We start from the raw sequence: 15,708 nt of genomic DNA on the forward strand, positions 1-15,708 counted from the left end.
TGATGACGGGCAGCCAGGCAGCCGGACGCCTCTTTGCGGCGCTGATCGCGATCATCGCCTGGCTCGCCGTCGCCCTGCGCGCCTGGATCGTAGTCGGGGCAGTGATGGCGCAGGGACGCACGGCGCTTGACGGCCTCGTCACCGTGTTCAGCTATTTCACGCTGCAGACCAATGTGATCCTGGCCGTGGTCGCCACCGCCTGCGCCGTGCGCGGAGAGGCCGATGGATTCCTGACCCGGCCCGCGACCAGGGCAGCCGTCACCGTCTACATCGTCATCGTCGGCGTGATCTATGCCGTGCTTCTCGCCGGGTTGCGGCAGCTGACGGGCCTCGCCGTCCCCGTCGACATCGCCTTGCACCGGGTTGTGCCGGTACTCTTCACGCTCTATTGGCTCATCTTCGTGCCGAAGGGGCGGTTGGCCTGGCGAGATCCGCTGGCCTGGCTCGCCTTTCCGGCGCTCTACGTCGTCTATTCGCTGGTCTATGGCGCGCTGACGGGGCGCTATCTCTATCCCTTCTCCAACGTGCCGGTGCTCGGCTATCCCCGCGCCCTCGGCAATGCCGCCTTCATCCTCCTGGCCTTCTACGGCCTCGGCCTTGCGCTGGTGGCGCTCGATCGCGCTCTCGCCGGCTCCGCCATCCGCGCGCGACAATGACGACTGACGGTATCATGATGATGGACCCGTTGCTAAGCCGCCGAACGCAGCCACAGCGAGGCATGGCGTGACAGGCAATCCAGCGCTCGGGCGCCTCTTCGCAGCGGTGATCGCGCTCATCGCGGGCGGCGCCGTGCTGTTGCAGGTGCTGCTGGGCATCGAGACCGTGCAGGCGCGGGGAGGCAGCGCGCTCGAGGGCGTCATCCTCGTCTTCAGCTACTTCACCGTGCTCACCAACACGCTGGTGGCGATCGTGTCCGGGGCCAGCGCCCTTCTCGGAGAACGCGACGGCTTGCTGACCCGGCCGGGAACCCGGGCAGCCGTGGCCATCTATATCTTCGTGGTCGGCGTGATCTTCGCAGTCCTTCTTACCGGGTTGCGCCCGATGAGCGGCCTGACGCTTGCGGTCGATAACATGCTGCATCGCGTCGTGCCGGTCTTGTTCGTGCTCTATTGGCTCCTCTTCGTGCCGAAGGGACGATTGAGCTGGCGCGACCCGCTGGCATGGATGCTCTACCCCCTGCTCTATGTCGCCTATTCGCTGCTCTACGGCGCTCTGACCGGCCGCTACCTCTATCCGTTCGGCGACGTCACGGTGCTCGGCTATGGCGGCGCGCTCGCCAATGGCCTCGTCATCCTGGCAGGCTTCTTTGTGCTAGGACTGATCGTGGTGGCGATCGACCAGGCCATGGCGCCGGCTAGAACTGCCTGATCAGGTAACGCGATACTGCGGCTTGTTGTCACAAATCCGTGCGAAAACTGTGATGATGCTGCTCCGATGGGGATTCGGGCAGGGGCTGAAGATGCCGACGACGCCGCCGAAAGGCTTGTTTGCAATGATCAATCCGCGCGGCTGGGGCAGCAAGCTGCCGGCCGGCATCGTGCCCTTGGCGCCGCGCCGCCGGCTCAAGCCCGCCTTGCGCCAACGCCGCATCGAGAATATCGGTCTGCCGATGACTCTCGGACGCATCGGCTCCCTGGAAGTGCGGTTGGCTGAGACCGCAAGGGACGTGAAGAAGGCGCAAAAGCTGCGCTATCAGGTGTTCTACGAGGAGATGGCCGCCATCCCGGACGCGCTGTCCCTGATCTCCAGGCGTGACCGCGACGATTACGACACGCTCTGCGACCACTTGCTGGTGATCGACCATGACGCTCCCACCAAGCTGGGCAAGCCGGGCGGCCGTGTGGTCGGCACCTATCGCCTGCTGCGCCAGGACGTGGCCGAGCGCCATGGCGGCTTCTATTCGGCCGGCGAATACGCCATCGAGCCGCTGATAGCGGCCCATCCTGGCCGCCGCTTCCTCGAGCTCGGCCGTTCCTGCGTGCTGCCGGCCTATCGCAACAAGCGCACGGTGGAACTGCTCTGGCACGGCATCTGGACCTATGTGCTGCACCACAAGATCGATGTGATGCTGGGCTGCGCGAGCCTCGAAGGCACCGACCCGAGCCGCCTTGCCTTGCCGCTCGCCTTCCTGCACCACCATGCTGCCGCCGAGGGCGAATGGCGCGTCAAGGCCGTGCCGGAGCGCTATGTCTCGATGAACCGCATCGCCAAGGAAGGCATCGACGTCAAGCAGGCGCTGCATGCCCTGCCGCCCTTGATCAAGGGCTATCTGCGCCTCGGCGCCACTTTCGGCGACGGCGCAGTGGTCGACCACCAGTTCGGTACCACCGACGTGCTGGTGGTCCTGCCGGTCGAGAAGATCAGCGCCCGCTATGTCGGCCATTTCGGCGCCGGCGCGGAACGCCACGCGGCGTAGCGGTGTGCCGGTCTTCAGACCGGCATGTCCAAGACGACCGTAGGGGGTCAATGCCGGTCCGAAGACCGGCACACCCTCAGGCCGCCAGGCCGCGCTTCTTCAGCAAGGCCTCGGGCTTGGGATCATGGCCGCGGAAGTCGCGATAGGCCTGTGCCGCATCCTGCCGGTTGCCGGCGGCATAGACGAACTCTCTGAGCTTGCGGGCCGTCTCACCGTCGAAGATATCGCCCGCTTCGACGAAGGCATCGAAGCCGTCGGCATCGAGCACTTCCGACCACAGATAGGAATAATAGGCCGACGAATAGCCCTCGCCCGAGAAGACATGCTGGAAATGCGGCGGGCGGTGACGCATCACCATGGCCCGGGGCATGTCGATCTCGCCGAGCACCTTGGCCTCGAAGGCACCGACATCGAAGGCCTCGGCCTTATCAAGCAGATGCATTTCGAGATCGACCAAAGCGGAGGAGACATATTCCACCGTGGCAAAGCCCTGGTTGAAAGTGCGGCTGGCAAGCAGGCGATCGAGCAGGGCCTTCGGCATCGGCTCGCCTGTCTTGTAGTGCACGGCATAGCGCTGCAGCACTTCGGGCTGTTCGAGCCAGTGCTCGTAGAGCTGCGAAGGGAATTCGACGAAGTCGCGCGCCACGCCGGTACCCGAGAGCAGGGGATAGGTGACGTCCGACAACAGGCCGTGCAGGCCATGGCCAAATTCGTGGAACAAAGTGCGGGCGTCGTCGAAGGACAACAGGGTCGGCTCGCCCTCCGCGCCGCGGGCGAAATTCATCACATTGACGATGATCGGGCTGATGGCGCCGTTCAGCCGCTCCTGGCTGCGGAAGGCGCTCATCCAGGCGCCGCTGCGCTTGGAGGGCCGGGCGAAATAGTCGCCATAGAACAGGCCGATGCTGGCGCCGGCCGCATCCGTCGCCTCGAAGGCCCGGACGTCGGGATGATAGACCGGCACGTCCTTGCGCTCGGTGAAGGTGATGCCGAACAGGCGCCGGGCCGTGTCGAAGGCCGCCTCGATGATCTTGTCGAGCTGCAGATAGGGCTTGAGTTCGGCCTCGTCGAGGTCGAATTCCTGGCGGCGCTTCTTCTCGGCATAATAGCGCCAGTCCCAGGCCTGCAGCGCGATATTGTCGCCTTCACCGGCCGCCAGCGCCTCCAGGCCCGCGCGCTCGCGTTCGGCCTGGCCGCGGGCCGGCTGCCACACTGAGCGCAAGAGATCGAGCGCCGCCTCGGGCGTGCGAGCCATGGAATCGTCGAGCCGGTAATGGGCGAAGGTCTGGTAGCCCAGGAGCCTGGCGCGCTCGGCCCTCAGCGCCACCATCTCGGCGATCAAGGCGCGATTGTCCGTCTCGCCGCCGCCCTCGCCGCGGGCCAGCCAGGCCTTGAAGGCCGTCTCGCGCAGGTCGCGGCGGGCGGAGAATTGCAGGAAGGGCTCGATCAGGGAACGCGAGAGCGTGACGACATGGCCGCTCTCGCCGCGATCTCCGGCGGCGCCGGCGCTGGCAGAGCGCAGGAAATCGGGCAGGCCGGCAAGATCGGCCTCGCCGTCGAGCTTCATCGACCAAGCCTTCTCGTCCTTCAGCACATTCTGCCCGAACTGGGTGCCCAGGCTGGCAAGGCGTTCGGAAATCGCTGATAGCCGCTGCTTGACCGCCTCCGGCTTGCCGGCTCCGGCCCGGCGGAAGGCGGTGTGATAGCGATCGAGCACCCGGGCCTGCTCCGGCGACAGACCGAGTTCGGCGCGGCGGGCGAAAACGGCGTCGACGCGCCGGAACAAAGCGTCGTTCAGATAAATCGCGGTGTGATGACGCGAGAGCACCGGCGCCATCTCGCGCTCGATCGCCTGCAATTCGTCGTTGGTGTCGGAGCCAGCCAGGTTGAAGAACACCGAGGCGACCTGGTCGAGCGCCCGGCCCGATCGTTCCAGCGCCGCCACCGTATTGTCGAAGCTCGGCTCGGCGGCGTTGCCCGCGATCCTATCGATCTCGCCCCTGTTCTCGGCCAGCGCCGCCTCGAAGGCCGGGCGATAATGCTCGGTGCGGATCTCGGCGAAAGGCGGTGCGTCGAAGGGAGCGGACGAGCGGGCGAGCAGGGGATTGGTATCAGCGGACATGCAGGAGCCTCGATTCGGATACGGCCTTATAGCAGCCGACCTTCCGTCTCCTGAAATATGCATTATCTTTTGATTTTGGAGGGCACCATGGCCGATGAAAACGACCCGGCGACGCCGACCGATTCCAAGCTCACCCGCACCAAGCAGCTCTGGGCCCAGGCCGGCAAGTTCCTCACCGGCCGGGCTTCCCGGCCCGAGAGCGACCGCCTGCCGCCGGGCCAGCATCTCGTCAAGGACTGGCCGGTGCTCGATCTCGGCCTGCAGCCCAGCATCGGCAAGGCGCACTGGCAGCTCGATGTGTTCGGGGCGGTCGAGAATCCGGTCGTCTGGGATTTCACGGCCTTTTCGGCCCAGCCCCAGGTGACACAGGTCTGCGACATCCACTGCGTCACCACCTGGTCGCGCTACGACAACCATTTCGAGGGCCTGCCCACGTTGGCTCTCGCCGAGATCGTGCGCCCCAGGCCGGAGGCGAGTCATGTCGTGCTGCATTCGGCCGATGGCTACACCACCAACCTCTCCCTGCAGGATTTCCTGGGCGAGGACGTGCTGATCGCCCATGCCTGGGAAGGCAAGCCACTGACCTCAGACCATGGCGGCCCGGTGCGGCTGGTGGTGCCCCGGCTCTACTTCTGGAAGAGCGCCAAATGGCTGACCCGCATCGAGTTCGCCAGCCGCGACAAGCCAGGCTTCTGGGAAGTGCGCGGCTATCACAATCGCGGCGATCCCTGGCGGGAAGAGCGCTACAGCGAGTGAGCCGCATTGTCGGTTCCTGGGACCGCCAGCCTTCCAGCCAGCCCTTCAATCACGGCGCACTTGGTTTCCAAACGCCGGTTAGAAAGCCGGTAATCCCAGAACAAAGCTAACCGCCCTACCCGTCCACCTTGAGCGCGGCAATGAAGGCTTCCTGCGGGATGTCGACGCTGCCGAACTGGCGCATCTTCTTCTTGCCTTCCTTCTGCTTCTCCAGAAGCTTGCGCTTGCGGGAGATGTCGCCGCCATAGCACTTGGCCGTAACGTCCTTGCGCAGGGCGCGGATGGTCTCGCGGGCGATGATCTTGGCGCCGATGGCGGCCTGGATCGGGATGACGAACATGTGCTGCGGGATGAGATCCTTCAGCTTCTCGCACATGGCACGGCCGCGGCTCTCGGCACGATCACGATGCACCAGCATCGAAAGCGCGTCCACCGGCTCGGCATTGACGAGGATCTGCATCTTGACCAGATCCCCTTCCTTGTAGTCGGTCAGATGATAGTCGAAGGACGCATAGCCCTTCGATACCGACTTCAGGCGGTCATAAAAGTCGAACACTACCTCGTTGAGCGGCAGATCATACTGCACCATGGCGCGCTTGCCGACATAATTGAGGTCGACCTGCACGCCGCGACGGTCCTGGCAGAGCTTGAGGATGGAGCCGAGATAGTCGTCCGGCGTCAGGATGGTGGCGCGGATCCACGGTTCCTCGATCGAGGTGATCTTCACCACATCCGGCATGTCGACCGGGTTGTGCAGCTCGATATGGCTGCCATCGGTCATGTTGATCTTGTAGATCACCGATGGGGCGGTGGCGATCAGGTCGAGATTGAACTCGCGCTCCAGGCGCTCCTGGATGATTTCCAGATGCAGGAGGCCGAGGAAGCCGCAGCGGAAGCCGAAGCCGAGCGCAGCGGAGGATTCCATCTCGAAGGAGAACGAGGCGTCGTTGAGGCGAAGCCGCCCCATGGCGGCGCGCAGATCCTCGAACTGCGCCGCATCCATTGGGAACAGGCCGCAGAACACCACGGGCTGCGCCGGTTTGAAGCCTGGCAGCGGTACGATGTTGGTGTTCTTGCGATCATCGGTGATGGTGTCGCCGACACGGGTATCGGCAACTTCCTTGATCGCGGCGGTGATGAAGCCGATCTCGCCCGGCCCAAGCTCGGCGATGGCCTGCATCTTCGGCCTGAAGACGCCGAGGCGATCGACCTCATACTGCGCATTGGTGCCGATCATCTTCACGCGCTGGCCCTTCTTGAGCGTGCCGTCGAAGATGCGTACCAGCACGACCACGCCGAGATAGGCATCGTACCAGCTATCCACCAAGAGCGCCTTGAGCGGGGCGTTGCGGTCACCCTTGGGCGCCGGCAGACGAGTGACGATGGCTTCCAGCACCAGGTCGATGTTGAGGCCGGTCTTGGCCGAGATCGGCACGGCCTCGGAGGCATCGATGCCGATCACGTCCTCGATCTGCTGCTTGATGCGGTCGGGTTCGGCCGCCGGCAAGTCGATCTTGTTGAGCACCGGCACCAGCTCGTGATTGGCGTCGATGGCGTGATAGACATTGGCGAGCGTCTGGGCCTCGACGCCCTGGGAGGCATCGACCACCAGGAGCGAGCCTTCGCAGGCCGCGAGCGAGCGCGAGACCTCATAGGCGAAGTCGACATGGCCGGGCGTGTCCATCAAATTGAGGACATAGTCCTTGCCGTCCTGGGCGCGATAGTTCAGGCGTACGGTCTGCGCCTTGATGGTGATGCCGCGCTCACGCTCGATATCCATGGAATCGAGCACCTGCTCGACCATTTCGCGGTCGGTCAGCGTGCCCGTGGCCTGGATCAGACGATCGGCAAGGGTAGACTTGCCGTGGTCGATATGGGCCACGATGGAGAAATTCCGGATATTTTCGATCAGTTCTTCGCTCATCCGCGCGCAATAGCAGGAAGGGATTGCAACGCCAAGCGTAAATGGGGATTCCGGGCCGCCGCAGGCCCCGGTTTGCGGGGCCTGCCGGCTCTCCGTCTAGAACGGGCCGTGCGAAGCGATGTTGCGAATGACCTCGTCCAGCACGCCGATCCTTTCGCCATAGACCTTGTCGAGGCAGGCGGTGTCGGCGCCGCAAGCCTCGCGCGTCTTGATCCAGGCCTGCTGGGCCTCGCCGATATTGCCGCGCTGGCCCATCGCCACCAGCGACATCGAGACGCCGTAAAGCGTCGCCATGCGGGCTTCGGCCTGGCCGAGGGCGTAACTGTCGCAGACGGCCTTTTCGGCCGGCGAGGCCGCCTTGGCGCAATCGAGCGGTGCATACTCGCCGGCCTGCGCGGCGGAGGAGGACAGCAGGGCTGCGGCGGCGATGATGACAAATCTGCCTTTCAAGGGTCATCCTTTCCGGATTGGATGGCGAGGAGGCTCCGGCCGAAAGCCGGCCATCTCGTCCACTGGACCAAAACTATAGGGAAACGCACATGCTGCTGAAAGGATCCTGCCATTGCCGCGCCGTGACGTTCAGCGTCGAGGCAATGAGCCCCGCCCCCTTCATGCATTGCCACTGCTCGATCTGCCGCAAGACGGCGGGATCGGGCGGCTATGCCATCAATCTCGGCGCCCACGCCGACAGCCTGAAGGTGGAGGGGCGCGAGCATCTGCGCGTCTATCACGCTGTGTTGCGAGAAGAGGGACAGCCCGACCAGCGCTCGCCCGCCGGGCGGCATTTCTGCGGGGAGTGCGGCAGCGCGCTCTGGCTGTGGGATCCGCGCTGGCCGGAGCTCATCCATCCCCATGCCTCGGCGATCGACACGCCCTTGCCGAAGCCGCCGGAAATCGTGGAGATGATGCTGGCCGATGCCCCCGGCTGGGTCGATGTACCTGACGATCCCGGCCATCTGCATTTCGACACCTTTCCCGAGGAATCGCTGGAGGACTGGCACCGGCGCCACGGCCTGTTGAGCGAATGAAGCAGGCAGGCTGGACAGGGCCGCATACCTACGCAAGGGTGCTTGCTGTTTGCAATTGGTCCGGATGTGGTAAACCGACGCCTCGAGCAAAGCACGTTTAGACGGAAACGCGCTCCACTTCTTTGGTTGGACGCGTCTTTGCGATTCCTGGCGATCCCGCCAAATCGCAAAAACGCTCTGGGACCTTCGGAGTGCATCGGGACGGAAAGGGACGGCGATGAGCACGCAAGACGATGATCTCAGCCATTTCCACGCCTATGGCGCACCACCGCTGCCGCCCGCCGATGTGGAGGGATGGCTCGAGCATGACGGCGCCCGCATCTGGCATACGTCTTATGGCGACGGGCCGCCGGTGGTCCTGCTGCATGGCGGCCTCGGCCATGCCGGCAACTGGGGCTACCAATTGCAAGATCTGCGGGCCGCCGGCTATCGCGTAGTGCTGGTCGACAGCCGCGGCCATGGCCGCAGCACGCGGGACGACCGGCCCTATTCCTATGAATTGATGGCCTCGGACGTGCGGGCGGTGATGGATCGGCTCGGTCTCGACAAGGCCCGCTTCGTCGGCTGGAGCGACGGCGCCTGTGTTGCCCTGGTACTGGCCTCCGAGCGTCCGGAACGCGCGGCAGGCGTGTTTTTCTTCGCCTGCAACATGGATCCCAGCGGCACCAAGCCGATGGGGCCCAGCCCGGCGCTCGATCGCTGCTTTGCCCGGCACCGCCAGGACTATGTCTCGCTCTCAGCCACGCCCGATGGATTCGAGCCCTTCGTCGCCGCCGTCAGCGAGATGATGCGCACCCAGCCCGATTACAGCGCGAGCGACCTAGGCGCGATCGATGTGCCGGTCGAAATCGTGCTGGGCGAGCATGACGAGTTCATCCGCCCCGACCATGCCGCCTATCTCGCCCGCACCATTCCCGGGGCGAGGCTGACCATTCTGCCGGGCGTGAGCCACTTCGCACCGCTGCAGCGGCCGGCGCTCTTCAACCGGGCGGTGCTCGACTTTCTTGGAAAGCTCCCGTCCTGATCGGGCAGATCAGGCGGTGAGACGCGAGGCCCACGCCGCGACGGCCGTCGCCATGGTCTTGAGATGGTCGGCGGCCGAAAAGCCGGAAACGGCCTTGCGCGGCTTGAGGTCGTGGTCGCCGTCCTCCAGCCACAGGATTTCGATGCGGGGCGACAGGGCGTAGGACGCAACCTCTTCCTTCGTGCCGAAAAGATCGCGCGTCCCCTGGGCGATCAGAGCCGGCGTGCGCAAACCGGCGAGATGCGCCGTACGCAACTGCCCCGGCTTGCCGATAGGATGGAAGGGATAGCCGAGGCACAGCAGGCCCGCGATGCGGCCTTTGGCATGGAGGTCGTCGGCGATCATGCTGGCGACCCGGCCACCCATCGATTTGCCGCCGATGACAAGCGGCCTTGCCGCCCCGAAGGCCTCGATGGCAGCGCGATATTCGCCTTCGAGCGTCTCGGCGCGCGGCGGCGGCTTGCGGACGCCCGATTGGCGCCGGGCCGCCATATAGTCGAATTCGAACCGGGCAACGCACAATCCGGCCGCAGCGAGTGCCTCGGCGCTGGCGGACATGGCAGCCGAATCCATAGGTGCGCCAGCACCATGCGCGAGCAGGAGGGTGATCCCTGCATCCTCGGGGCCGTTCGTGAGGAAGCGCAACGCCATGTCGATACCTGAAGGCTGTTATGGACCGAGCATGGGTGACGGCGTGCCGAGGACACGCCCTGTTACCATCAAAGGCCGGCGCGTTGATTCATGCAATTGCAATGGAGATGGATTGGCTTCTGCCTTCAATAAAGAAATTCTTGGAATGCGATCGCATTCAGGAAACGCGTTCCTCACGCAGCAACTGTCCGAGCAAAGAAGCCATGATCGAGGAAGACAAGCAGTATAGGAGGATACAAACCAACCAGGACATTATTTCCTCCAACTCAGCCTGGCGTCAGACTGTTCAGTTACCAATACGTCGCTTGCTTTAGCCAAAGCGGTCGAAATTTTAATCGGCCCGCCCGGGTCGTTGACACGCAACTACCTTTCGTCACTCATACCTTCATATTATCGAGACTGGAGGTCATGGCAATCGTCAATACGCTTGTGCACTCGATTTCGAGTCATAATTATTGTTCAAATTGTTTGAATTGCATATTTGGCAGCCCGGACGGCAAGTCCGCAGCTGGGTTCGAAACCATGGCCGGATGAGGTCCTTGCAGGTCGGACATCGATCTGATACTTAGCCTGATGGCTTATCGTACCGAGCAACTCGACGAGATCTTCCTGGCCCTGGCGGATCCAACCCGACGCGCCGTGCTCGGCCGCCTGGGGCGGGGACCGGCCAGCATCAGCGACCTGGCGGAGCCGTTCGACATGGCCCTGCCCTCCTTCATGAAACATATCCGCATGCTCGAAGGCACGGGCCTGATCAGCACCCGCAAGCACGGACGCGTACGAACCTGCACCATCCAAGAACAGGCTTTCGCCGCCGTCGAGGGCTGGCTGGCCGCCCAGCACGCCGTGTGGGAAGGCCGGACCGACAGGCTGGAACGCGTCGTCGCTGCCATGCTCGATAAGGAACAGCCGACATGAGCCACCGCTTCGATCCAGAACGCGACCTCCACATCAGCCGTGTCATCAAGGCTCCGCGGGCCGCCGTGTGGCAGGCCTGGACCCAACGCGCGCTTTTCGAGCAATGGTGGGTGCCGGCCCCAGCCCGATGCCTGGTCGCCGAGATGGACCTGTCGCCGGGCGGCGCCTTCGTGACCCGGATCAGCGAGGATGGCGACGCTTTCCAGCCCCATCTCGATGCCTGCTTCCTGACTGTCGACGATCAGCAGCGCATCGTGTTCACCAATGCGCTCACCGGCGGCTGGCGCCCCGCCGAACAGCCTTTCATCACGGCGATCATCGATTTCGCCGACCACCCGGACGGGACTGACTACAGCGCCCATGTCATGCACAAGAGCAACGCGGATCGCGCTTTGCATGAAAAGATGGGCTTCCATGACGGTTGGGGCACGGTGATTGGGCAGTTGGCGGAACTGGTCGAAGACCGGGGATAACCGCGCCGCCAGGGCAGGCCTTCGGGATCCCCGGCATCAACCCGACATTGCGGCCGCAATTCAGTTGCCCTGCCGCACTACCCACGCCACGCGGCAATCATGCTCTAGCGCGTACATCGCAAAAGCTTGGTTTGCTCATTGCATAAGTAAATGCCATTTATGTATTATTGATTAATATTTTTGTATACAATTTAATTGATCGGTGACACAGAGTCTGACAATGTGTGGACACAACCTCATCCAGAAGGTTGATCGAGGAGGTGTCCCATGGCCGGCAAGCAACACAGCGGCACGTCGCAACCCACGCAGGGGCGTGGCTTCAGCAGACGCAGTTTCCTGAATCTGAGCGCGAAGGGTTTGGCCGGTGCGGCATCGGCGGCTCTTGTCGGCCAGGCGGCCCGGCCTGGCCCCGCCCTGGCGAAAACGCCGCCCTCCGACATCGTGATGATGGATGCGATCCCGCTCTCGCAGGCGATCAAGTCGAAATCCATCTCCTGCGTGGAGGTGATGACGGCCTATCTCGATCACATCGACCGCTTCAATCCCACCGTCAACGCCATCGTTTCCCGGCAGGAGCGCGGCGACCTCATCAAGCAGGCCGGAGAGCGCGACGCCCAGCTCGCCCGTGGCGACTATGCCGGCTGGATGCATGGCTTCCCTCAGGCGATCAAGGACCTGGCCGACACCAAGGGCATCCGCACCACGCAGGGCTCGCCCCTGTTCAAGGACCGCATTCCCAAGGCCGACGCGATCTTCGTCGACCGCATGAAGCGCGCGGGCAGCATCATCGTCGGCAAGACCAACACGCCGGAGTTCGGGCTGGGGTCGCAGACCTACAACCAGGTCTTCGGTACCACGCTGAACGCCTATGATCACAGCAAGACTTCCGGCGGCAGCAGCGGCGGGGCCGCCGTGTCCCTCGCGATGCGCATGCTGCCGGTCGCCGATGGCAGCGACCATGCCGGCTCGCTGCGCAACCCGTCGGCCTTCAACAATGTGCTGGGCTTTCGCACCTCCTTCGGACGGGTTCCTTCGCCGGGCGCCGACGTGTTCGATGCGGCGCTGGGCGTGAACGGGCCGATGGCACGCAATGTCTCGGATCTCGCTTTGCTGCTCGCGGTGCAGTCGGGCTATCACGCTGCCGCACCGCTTTCGCTCCATGAAGATCCCACGCGTTTCACCGAGCCCCTGAAGCGCGATCTCAAGGGCGTGCGCATCGCCTGGCTCGGTGATTGTGGCGGCTATCTGCCCTTCGAGCCGGGCGTGCTCGAGCTGTGCAAGACGGCGCTCAAGACCTTCGAAACGCTCGGCTGCACCGTCGAGGAAGCCAGGCCCGATTATCCGATCGAGAATGTCTGGCGCAACTGGCTGCCGCTGCGCGCCTGGCAGACCGGCTCCGGCCTGAAGGTGCTCTATGACGATCCGGCCAAGCGCACCTTGCTCAAGCCCGAGGCGCAATGGGAGATCGAGAACTACCTCAAGCTCAGCGCCGTCCAGCTCTCCGATGCCGCCGCCGCACGCACGCAATGGTATCAGGCGGTCCGCAATTTCATGGAGCGCTACGACTATTTCATTCTGCCGTCGGCGCAGGTGTTCCCCTTCGACGCCACCACGCATTGGCCCAAGGAGGTCAACGGCCGCGCGATGGATACCTATCATCGCTGGATGGAGGTGGTGATCCCGGTGACCATGTCCGGCTGTCCGGCGATGAGCGTGCCTGTCGGCTTCAACGAACGCGGCCTGCCCATGGGCATGCAGCTCGTCGGCCGCAACCATGCCGAGATGTCCGTGCTGCAGCTCGCCTACGCCTATGAGCAGGCCACCGGCTGGCCGCAGAACAGGCTGCCGCCGGCGCTCAAGCCGGCATGACGCCAACAGGCGAGGCGGCCGAACCGGCATGCCTCGCCCTTCGCGGCGCCGTGAAGGCAATCACGGCTTGCCGGCATCGGCAGAAGGCGCGATATGGGCCTATGACCGAGCGCCGAGCCACCCAATTGCGGGATTCGATCGAGGACGAGATTGCCACCGGCCAGTTGAAGCCGGGTGAGCGTCTCGACGAAGTGTCCCTTGCCGAGCGTTTCGGCGTGTCGCGAACGCCGATCCGAGAAGCGCTCCAGCAACTCGCCGCCGCCGGTCTGGTGGAATTGCGGGCGCGGCGCGGCGCCGTCGTGAGTGCGCCCGACCCCAGCCAGCTCATGGAAATGTTCGAGGTCATGGCCGAATTGGAGGCGATGTGCGGCCGCCTTGCCGCCCGCCGTCTTCTCGCCGAGGATGAAAAGGCACTCGTGGCGGCATTGGCCGCCTGCCAGGAGGCGGCCGCCAGGGGCGATCCCGACGCCTATTACTATGAGAACGAGATCTTTCACCGCATCATCTATCGCGCCGGCGGCAATACGTTCCTCGCAGGCCAGGCCCTGGCCCTCAACAAGCGCCTGGCGCCCTTCCGCCGCCTGCAACTGCGCGTGCGCAACCGCATGAAGACCTCACAGGAGGAGCATGAAGCGGTCGTCGCCGCCATCCGCGCGGGCGAAACCCTGCGCGCCGCGGACCATCTGCGCGCCCATGTCGCCATCCAGGGCGAACGCTTCGGCGATCTCATGGCGTCGCTCGGCAAATCCCGCCTCGCCGGAGCATAGCAGCCACCGATCCTCGCCAAGAAAGCCGGTCACTGCACGGCGGGTCGGGCTTCCCTCCGGACAAGAAACGCCCTAAGCTCCGCTTCGGCGCTGCGAGACGCCTCCGGACCCGCGGGAAGGGCTCAGCCCCCTCACCATCATCGACGTCAGACGATCTGCCCCTGTGCAGCCGATTGCGGGTCTTCGGCCTTGCGCACATGGAGGCACCATGAAGACCCTTCCGGTTTCGCCCGACCTTTCGCATCTCAAGAACCAGGCCAAGCAGCTCCTGCGCGCCGCCCGCAATGGCGAGAGCGAGGCCCTTCGCCATTTCGCCGAAAGCCTGCCCTCGGCCCGCAGCGTCGATCCGGCAAAGCTCGCCGGCCGCGAGCTCGCTCTGCATGACGCCCAGTCGGTCATCGCGCGCGATTACGGCTTCCGGTCCTGGAACGAGCTCAAGCACTATGTCGAGTGGACGCGCAGCGCCACGGCCGAAAGACTGCGAACCTGGCTCGCCTGGGTGCTGGAGGGCAATGCGGCCCAGCGTCATCTGGCGCGCCGCACCCTCGCCGAACAGCCGGCCCTGTTCGCGCAGGATCCCTGGCTCGCCTGCATCACCGGTGACGAGATTCGGCTCAGGGCCCTCATCGCCGAGGATCCCGCCTTCGCGAACCGCAGCGGCGGCCCGCTCGCCATGCCTCCCCTGATCGGCGTCAGCCATTCCGGCCTCATCCGCGAGCCGGGCTTCAAGATGAAGCTGCTCGCCTGCGCCCGCCTGCTACTCGCCCATGGCGCGGACGTCAACGCGACCTGGACGGATCCGCGCTGGCCGGATTCGCCGCTTTCCGTGCTCTATGGCGCGGCCGGGCGCACCCATGACGAGGCAATGATCCGGCTGCTGCTCGAAGCAGGCGCCGATCCCAACGACAACGAATCCCTCTATCACTCCGTCGAAAGTTCCGACGACGTCGGTACCCGCCTGCTGCTCGCGGCCGGCGCGCGCGTCCCCGATACCAATGCGCTGGGCCGCGTGCTCGATTTCGACAAGCTCGACGCGCTCCGGCTGCTGCTTGCCCATGGCGGCGATGCCAGGGAACGGCCCTGGATCCACCATGCCATCCTACGGGGGCGCTCCGCCGCCCATATCCGAATCTTGCTGGACGCCGGCGCCGACCCGCGCGCGACCAACGATGACGGCATGAGCCTCTATCGCTTTGCCCAGGAGCAGGGCCGCACTGACGTGGTCGAGATGCTCGAGGTGCTGGGTGTCGAGGAGGATCTTACGCGGGAAGAGGCCTTCGTCGCGGCCTGCACGAGGGCAGACCAGGCGACCGCAGCTGAAATTCTCGACAGTGAGCCGGACATTTTCGCCCGACTCAGCGAGAGGCAGTTACGGACACTGCCCTTGCTGGCCGGGAATGGCGCGATCCAGGCCGTTCGCGTCATGCTCGCTTTGGGCTGGCCCCGCGAGGTGAAGGAGCATGAATGGTCGGCGACGGCCCTGAACAAGGCGATGTTCCAGGGCGATGCCGCCATGCTGCGGCTGCTCCTGGAGGAGGGAGCCGATTGGCGCACCGAGCACGGCTTCGGCAACAATGTCCTCGGCACGCTCTCCTATGCCAGCCAGGCGGAGGATATCGCCAGCATCGTGCCGCAGGACTATGTCGGCTGTGCGCGGGCCCTGGTCGAGCACGGCGTGCCGCTTTCGGCCTTCGGCGGCTATGATTTTTCAGACGCCGTCTCGGCCTTTCTCAAAGATCGGGCCTCGCCGGCGGCCTGAC

15 protein-coding genes are annotated in these 15,708 nt (G+C 64.6%); 11 read left to right on the plus strand and 4 right to left on the minus strand.

Annotated elements, in window-relative coordinates; genetic code table 11:
• The first annotated feature begins 2 nt into the window (after positions 1 to 2).
• From U1R88_RS30040 to olsB, 3 genes are all read left to right on the plus strand, one after another.
• Positions 3 to 656, plus strand: coding sequence for a Pr6Pr family membrane protein (locus tag U1R88_RS30040; RefSeq protein WP_322434587.1), 654 nt, complete (start codon positions 3 to 5; stop codon positions 654 to 656).
• A gap of 67 nt (positions 657 to 723) precedes the next feature.
• A complete protein-coding gene (locus U1R88_RS30045; protein WP_322434588.1) occupies positions 724 to 1,368 on the plus strand; it encodes a Pr6Pr family membrane protein in 645 nt (214 codons plus the stop codon).
• Between the two features lie 124 nt (positions 1,369 to 1,492).
• Entirely contained in the window at positions 1,493 to 2,416 is a 924-nt protein-coding gene (gene olsB / locus U1R88_RS30050; RefSeq protein ID WP_371260291.1) for a l-ornithine N(alpha)-acyltransferase, read from the plus strand.
• A 76-nt stretch (positions 2,417 to 2,492) separates the two neighbouring features.
• On the opposite strand, the gene U1R88_RS30055 is transcribed toward olsB, so the two are convergent.
• Positions 2,493 to 4,538, minus strand: a complete 2,046-nt coding sequence (locus U1R88_RS30055) for a M3 family metallopeptidase (RefSeq protein WP_322434589.1) — start codon at positions 4,536 to 4,538, stop codon at positions 2,493 to 2,495.
• An 87-nt stretch (positions 4,539 to 4,625) separates the two neighbouring features.
• On the opposite strand from U1R88_RS30055, the gene U1R88_RS30060 reads away from it, so the two are divergent.
• A complete protein-coding gene (locus U1R88_RS30060; RefSeq protein WP_322434590.1) occupies positions 4,626 to 5,294 on the plus strand; it encodes a sulfite oxidase-like oxidoreductase in 669 nt (222 codons plus the stop codon).
• Positions 5,295 to 5,409: 115 nt separating this feature from the next.
• Here U1R88_RS30060 and lepA read toward each other — a convergent pair whose 3' ends face one another.
• Both lepA and U1R88_RS30070 read right to left on the minus strand, forming a co-directional pair.
• A complete protein-coding gene (gene lepA / locus U1R88_RS30065; protein ID WP_311934124.1) occupies positions 5,410 to 7,218 on the minus strand; it encodes a translation elongation factor 4 in 1,809 nt (602 codons plus the stop codon).
• Positions 7,219 to 7,314: 96 nt separating this feature from the next.
• Complete coding sequence (locus U1R88_RS30070; protein WP_068283602.1) at positions 7,315 to 7,668, minus strand: lysozyme inhibitor LprI family protein; 354 nt, start codon at positions 7,666 to 7,668, stop codon at positions 7,315 to 7,317.
• A gap of 89 nt (positions 7,669 to 7,757) precedes the next feature.
• Here U1R88_RS30070 and U1R88_RS30075 point away from each other — a divergent pair, with 89 nt between their 5' ends.
• Complete coding sequence (locus U1R88_RS30075) at positions 7,758 to 8,246, plus strand: GFA family protein (RefSeq protein ID WP_322434591.1); 489 nt, start codon at positions 7,758 to 7,760, stop codon at positions 8,244 to 8,246.
• Positions 8,247 to 8,463: 217 nt separating this feature from the next.
• On the plus strand, positions 8,464 to 9,270 hold the full coding sequence (locus U1R88_RS30080; RefSeq protein ID WP_322434592.1) for an alpha/beta fold hydrolase: 807 nt from the start codon (positions 8,464 to 8,466) through the stop codon (positions 9,268 to 9,270).
• A 9-nt stretch (positions 9,271 to 9,279) separates the two neighbouring features.
• Here U1R88_RS30080 and U1R88_RS30085 read toward each other — a convergent pair whose 3' ends face one another.
• Positions 9,280 to 9,921, minus strand: a complete 642-nt coding sequence (locus tag U1R88_RS30085) for an alpha/beta hydrolase family protein (RefSeq protein WP_322434593.1) — start codon at positions 9,919 to 9,921, stop codon at positions 9,280 to 9,282.
• Between the two features lie 573 nt (positions 9,922 to 10,494).
• On the opposite strand from U1R88_RS30085, the gene U1R88_RS30090 reads away from it, so the two are divergent.
• The 5 genes from U1R88_RS30090 to U1R88_RS30110 all read left to right on the plus strand — a co-directional run bounded on the left by U1R88_RS30090 (position 10,495) and on the right by U1R88_RS30110 (position 15,707).
• Complete coding sequence (locus U1R88_RS30090; RefSeq protein ID WP_322434594.1) at positions 10,495 to 10,839, plus strand: ArsR/SmtB family transcription factor; 345 nt, start codon at positions 10,495 to 10,497, stop codon at positions 10,837 to 10,839.
• The gene (locus U1R88_RS30095) at positions 10,836 to 11,312 is read left to right on the plus strand and encodes an SRPBCC family protein (protein ID WP_322434595.1); all 477 of its coding nucleotides are present in this window, start codon (positions 10,836 to 10,838) and stop codon (positions 11,310 to 11,312) included. The genes U1R88_RS30090 and U1R88_RS30095 overlap by 4 nt, the downstream gene beginning before the upstream one ends.
• Before the next feature lie 267 nt (positions 11,313 to 11,579).
• On the plus strand, positions 11,580 to 13,181 hold the full coding sequence (locus tag U1R88_RS30100; RefSeq protein ID WP_322434596.1) for an amidase: 1,602 nt from the start codon (positions 11,580 to 11,582) through the stop codon (positions 13,179 to 13,181).
• Between the two features lie 101 nt (positions 13,182 to 13,282).
• A complete protein-coding gene (locus U1R88_RS30105) occupies positions 13,283 to 13,948 on the plus strand; it encodes a GntR family transcriptional regulator (protein WP_322434597.1) in 666 nt (221 codons plus the stop codon).
• A 208-nt stretch (positions 13,949 to 14,156) separates the two neighbouring features.
• Positions 14,157 to 15,707 carry an ankyrin repeat domain-containing protein gene (locus tag U1R88_RS30110; protein ID WP_322434598.1) on the plus strand — a complete coding sequence of 517 codons (1,551 nt, stop codon included), beginning with the start codon at positions 14,157 to 14,159 and terminating at the stop codon, positions 15,705 to 15,707.
• Position 15,708: the final 1 nt, after the last annotated feature.

The sequence above is a fragment of the Labrys sedimenti genome (genome assembly GCF_034424805.1).
In the GTDB taxonomy this organism is placed as follows: Bacteria; Pseudomonadota; Alphaproteobacteria; order Rhizobiales; family Labraceae; genus Labrys; species Labrys sedimenti.

Excerpts from the sequence above, each read along its gene's own strand:
- U1R88_RS30040 (WP_322434587.1), top strand. The coding sequence starts at position 3 with ATGACGGGCAGCCAGGCAGCCGGACGCCTCTTTGCGGCGCTGATCGCG.
- olsB (WP_371260291.1), top strand. The coding sequence starts at position 1,493 with ATGATCAATCCGCGCGGCTGGGGCAGCAAGCTGCCGGCCGGCATCGTG.
- U1R88_RS30055 (WP_322434589.1), bottom strand. The coding sequence starts at position 4,538 with ATGTCCGCTGATACCAATCCCCTGCTCGCCCGCTCGTCCGCTCCCTTC.
- U1R88_RS30060 (WP_322434590.1), top strand. The coding sequence starts at position 4,626 with ATGGCCGATGAAAACGACCCGGCGACGCCGACCGATTCCAAGCTCACC.
- lepA (WP_311934124.1), bottom strand. The coding sequence starts at position 7,218 with ATGAGCGAAGAACTGATCGAAAATATCCGGAATTTCTCCATCGTGGCC.
- U1R88_RS30075 (WP_322434591.1), top strand. The coding sequence starts at position 7,758 with ATGCTGCTGAAAGGATCCTGCCATTGCCGCGCCGTGACGTTCAGCGTC.
- U1R88_RS30080 (WP_322434592.1), top strand. The coding sequence starts at position 8,464 with ATGAGCACGCAAGACGATGATCTCAGCCATTTCCACGCCTATGGCGCA.
- U1R88_RS30085 (WP_322434593.1), bottom strand. The coding sequence starts at position 9,921 with ATGGCGTTGCGCTTCCTCACGAACGGCCCCGAGGATGCAGGGATCACC.
- U1R88_RS30090 (WP_322434594.1), top strand. The coding sequence starts at position 10,495 with ATGGCTTATCGTACCGAGCAACTCGACGAGATCTTCCTGGCCCTGGCG.
- U1R88_RS30095 (WP_322434595.1), top strand. The coding sequence starts at position 10,836 with ATGAGCCACCGCTTCGATCCAGAACGCGACCTCCACATCAGCCGTGTC.
- U1R88_RS30100 (WP_322434596.1), top strand. The coding sequence starts at position 11,580 with ATGGCCGGCAAGCAACACAGCGGCACGTCGCAACCCACGCAGGGGCGT.
- U1R88_RS30105 (WP_322434597.1), top strand. The coding sequence starts at position 13,283 with ATGACCGAGCGCCGAGCCACCCAATTGCGGGATTCGATCGAGGACGAG.
- U1R88_RS30110 (WP_322434598.1), top strand. The coding sequence starts at position 14,157 with ATGAAGACCCTTCCGGTTTCGCCCGACCTTTCGCATCTCAAGAACCAG.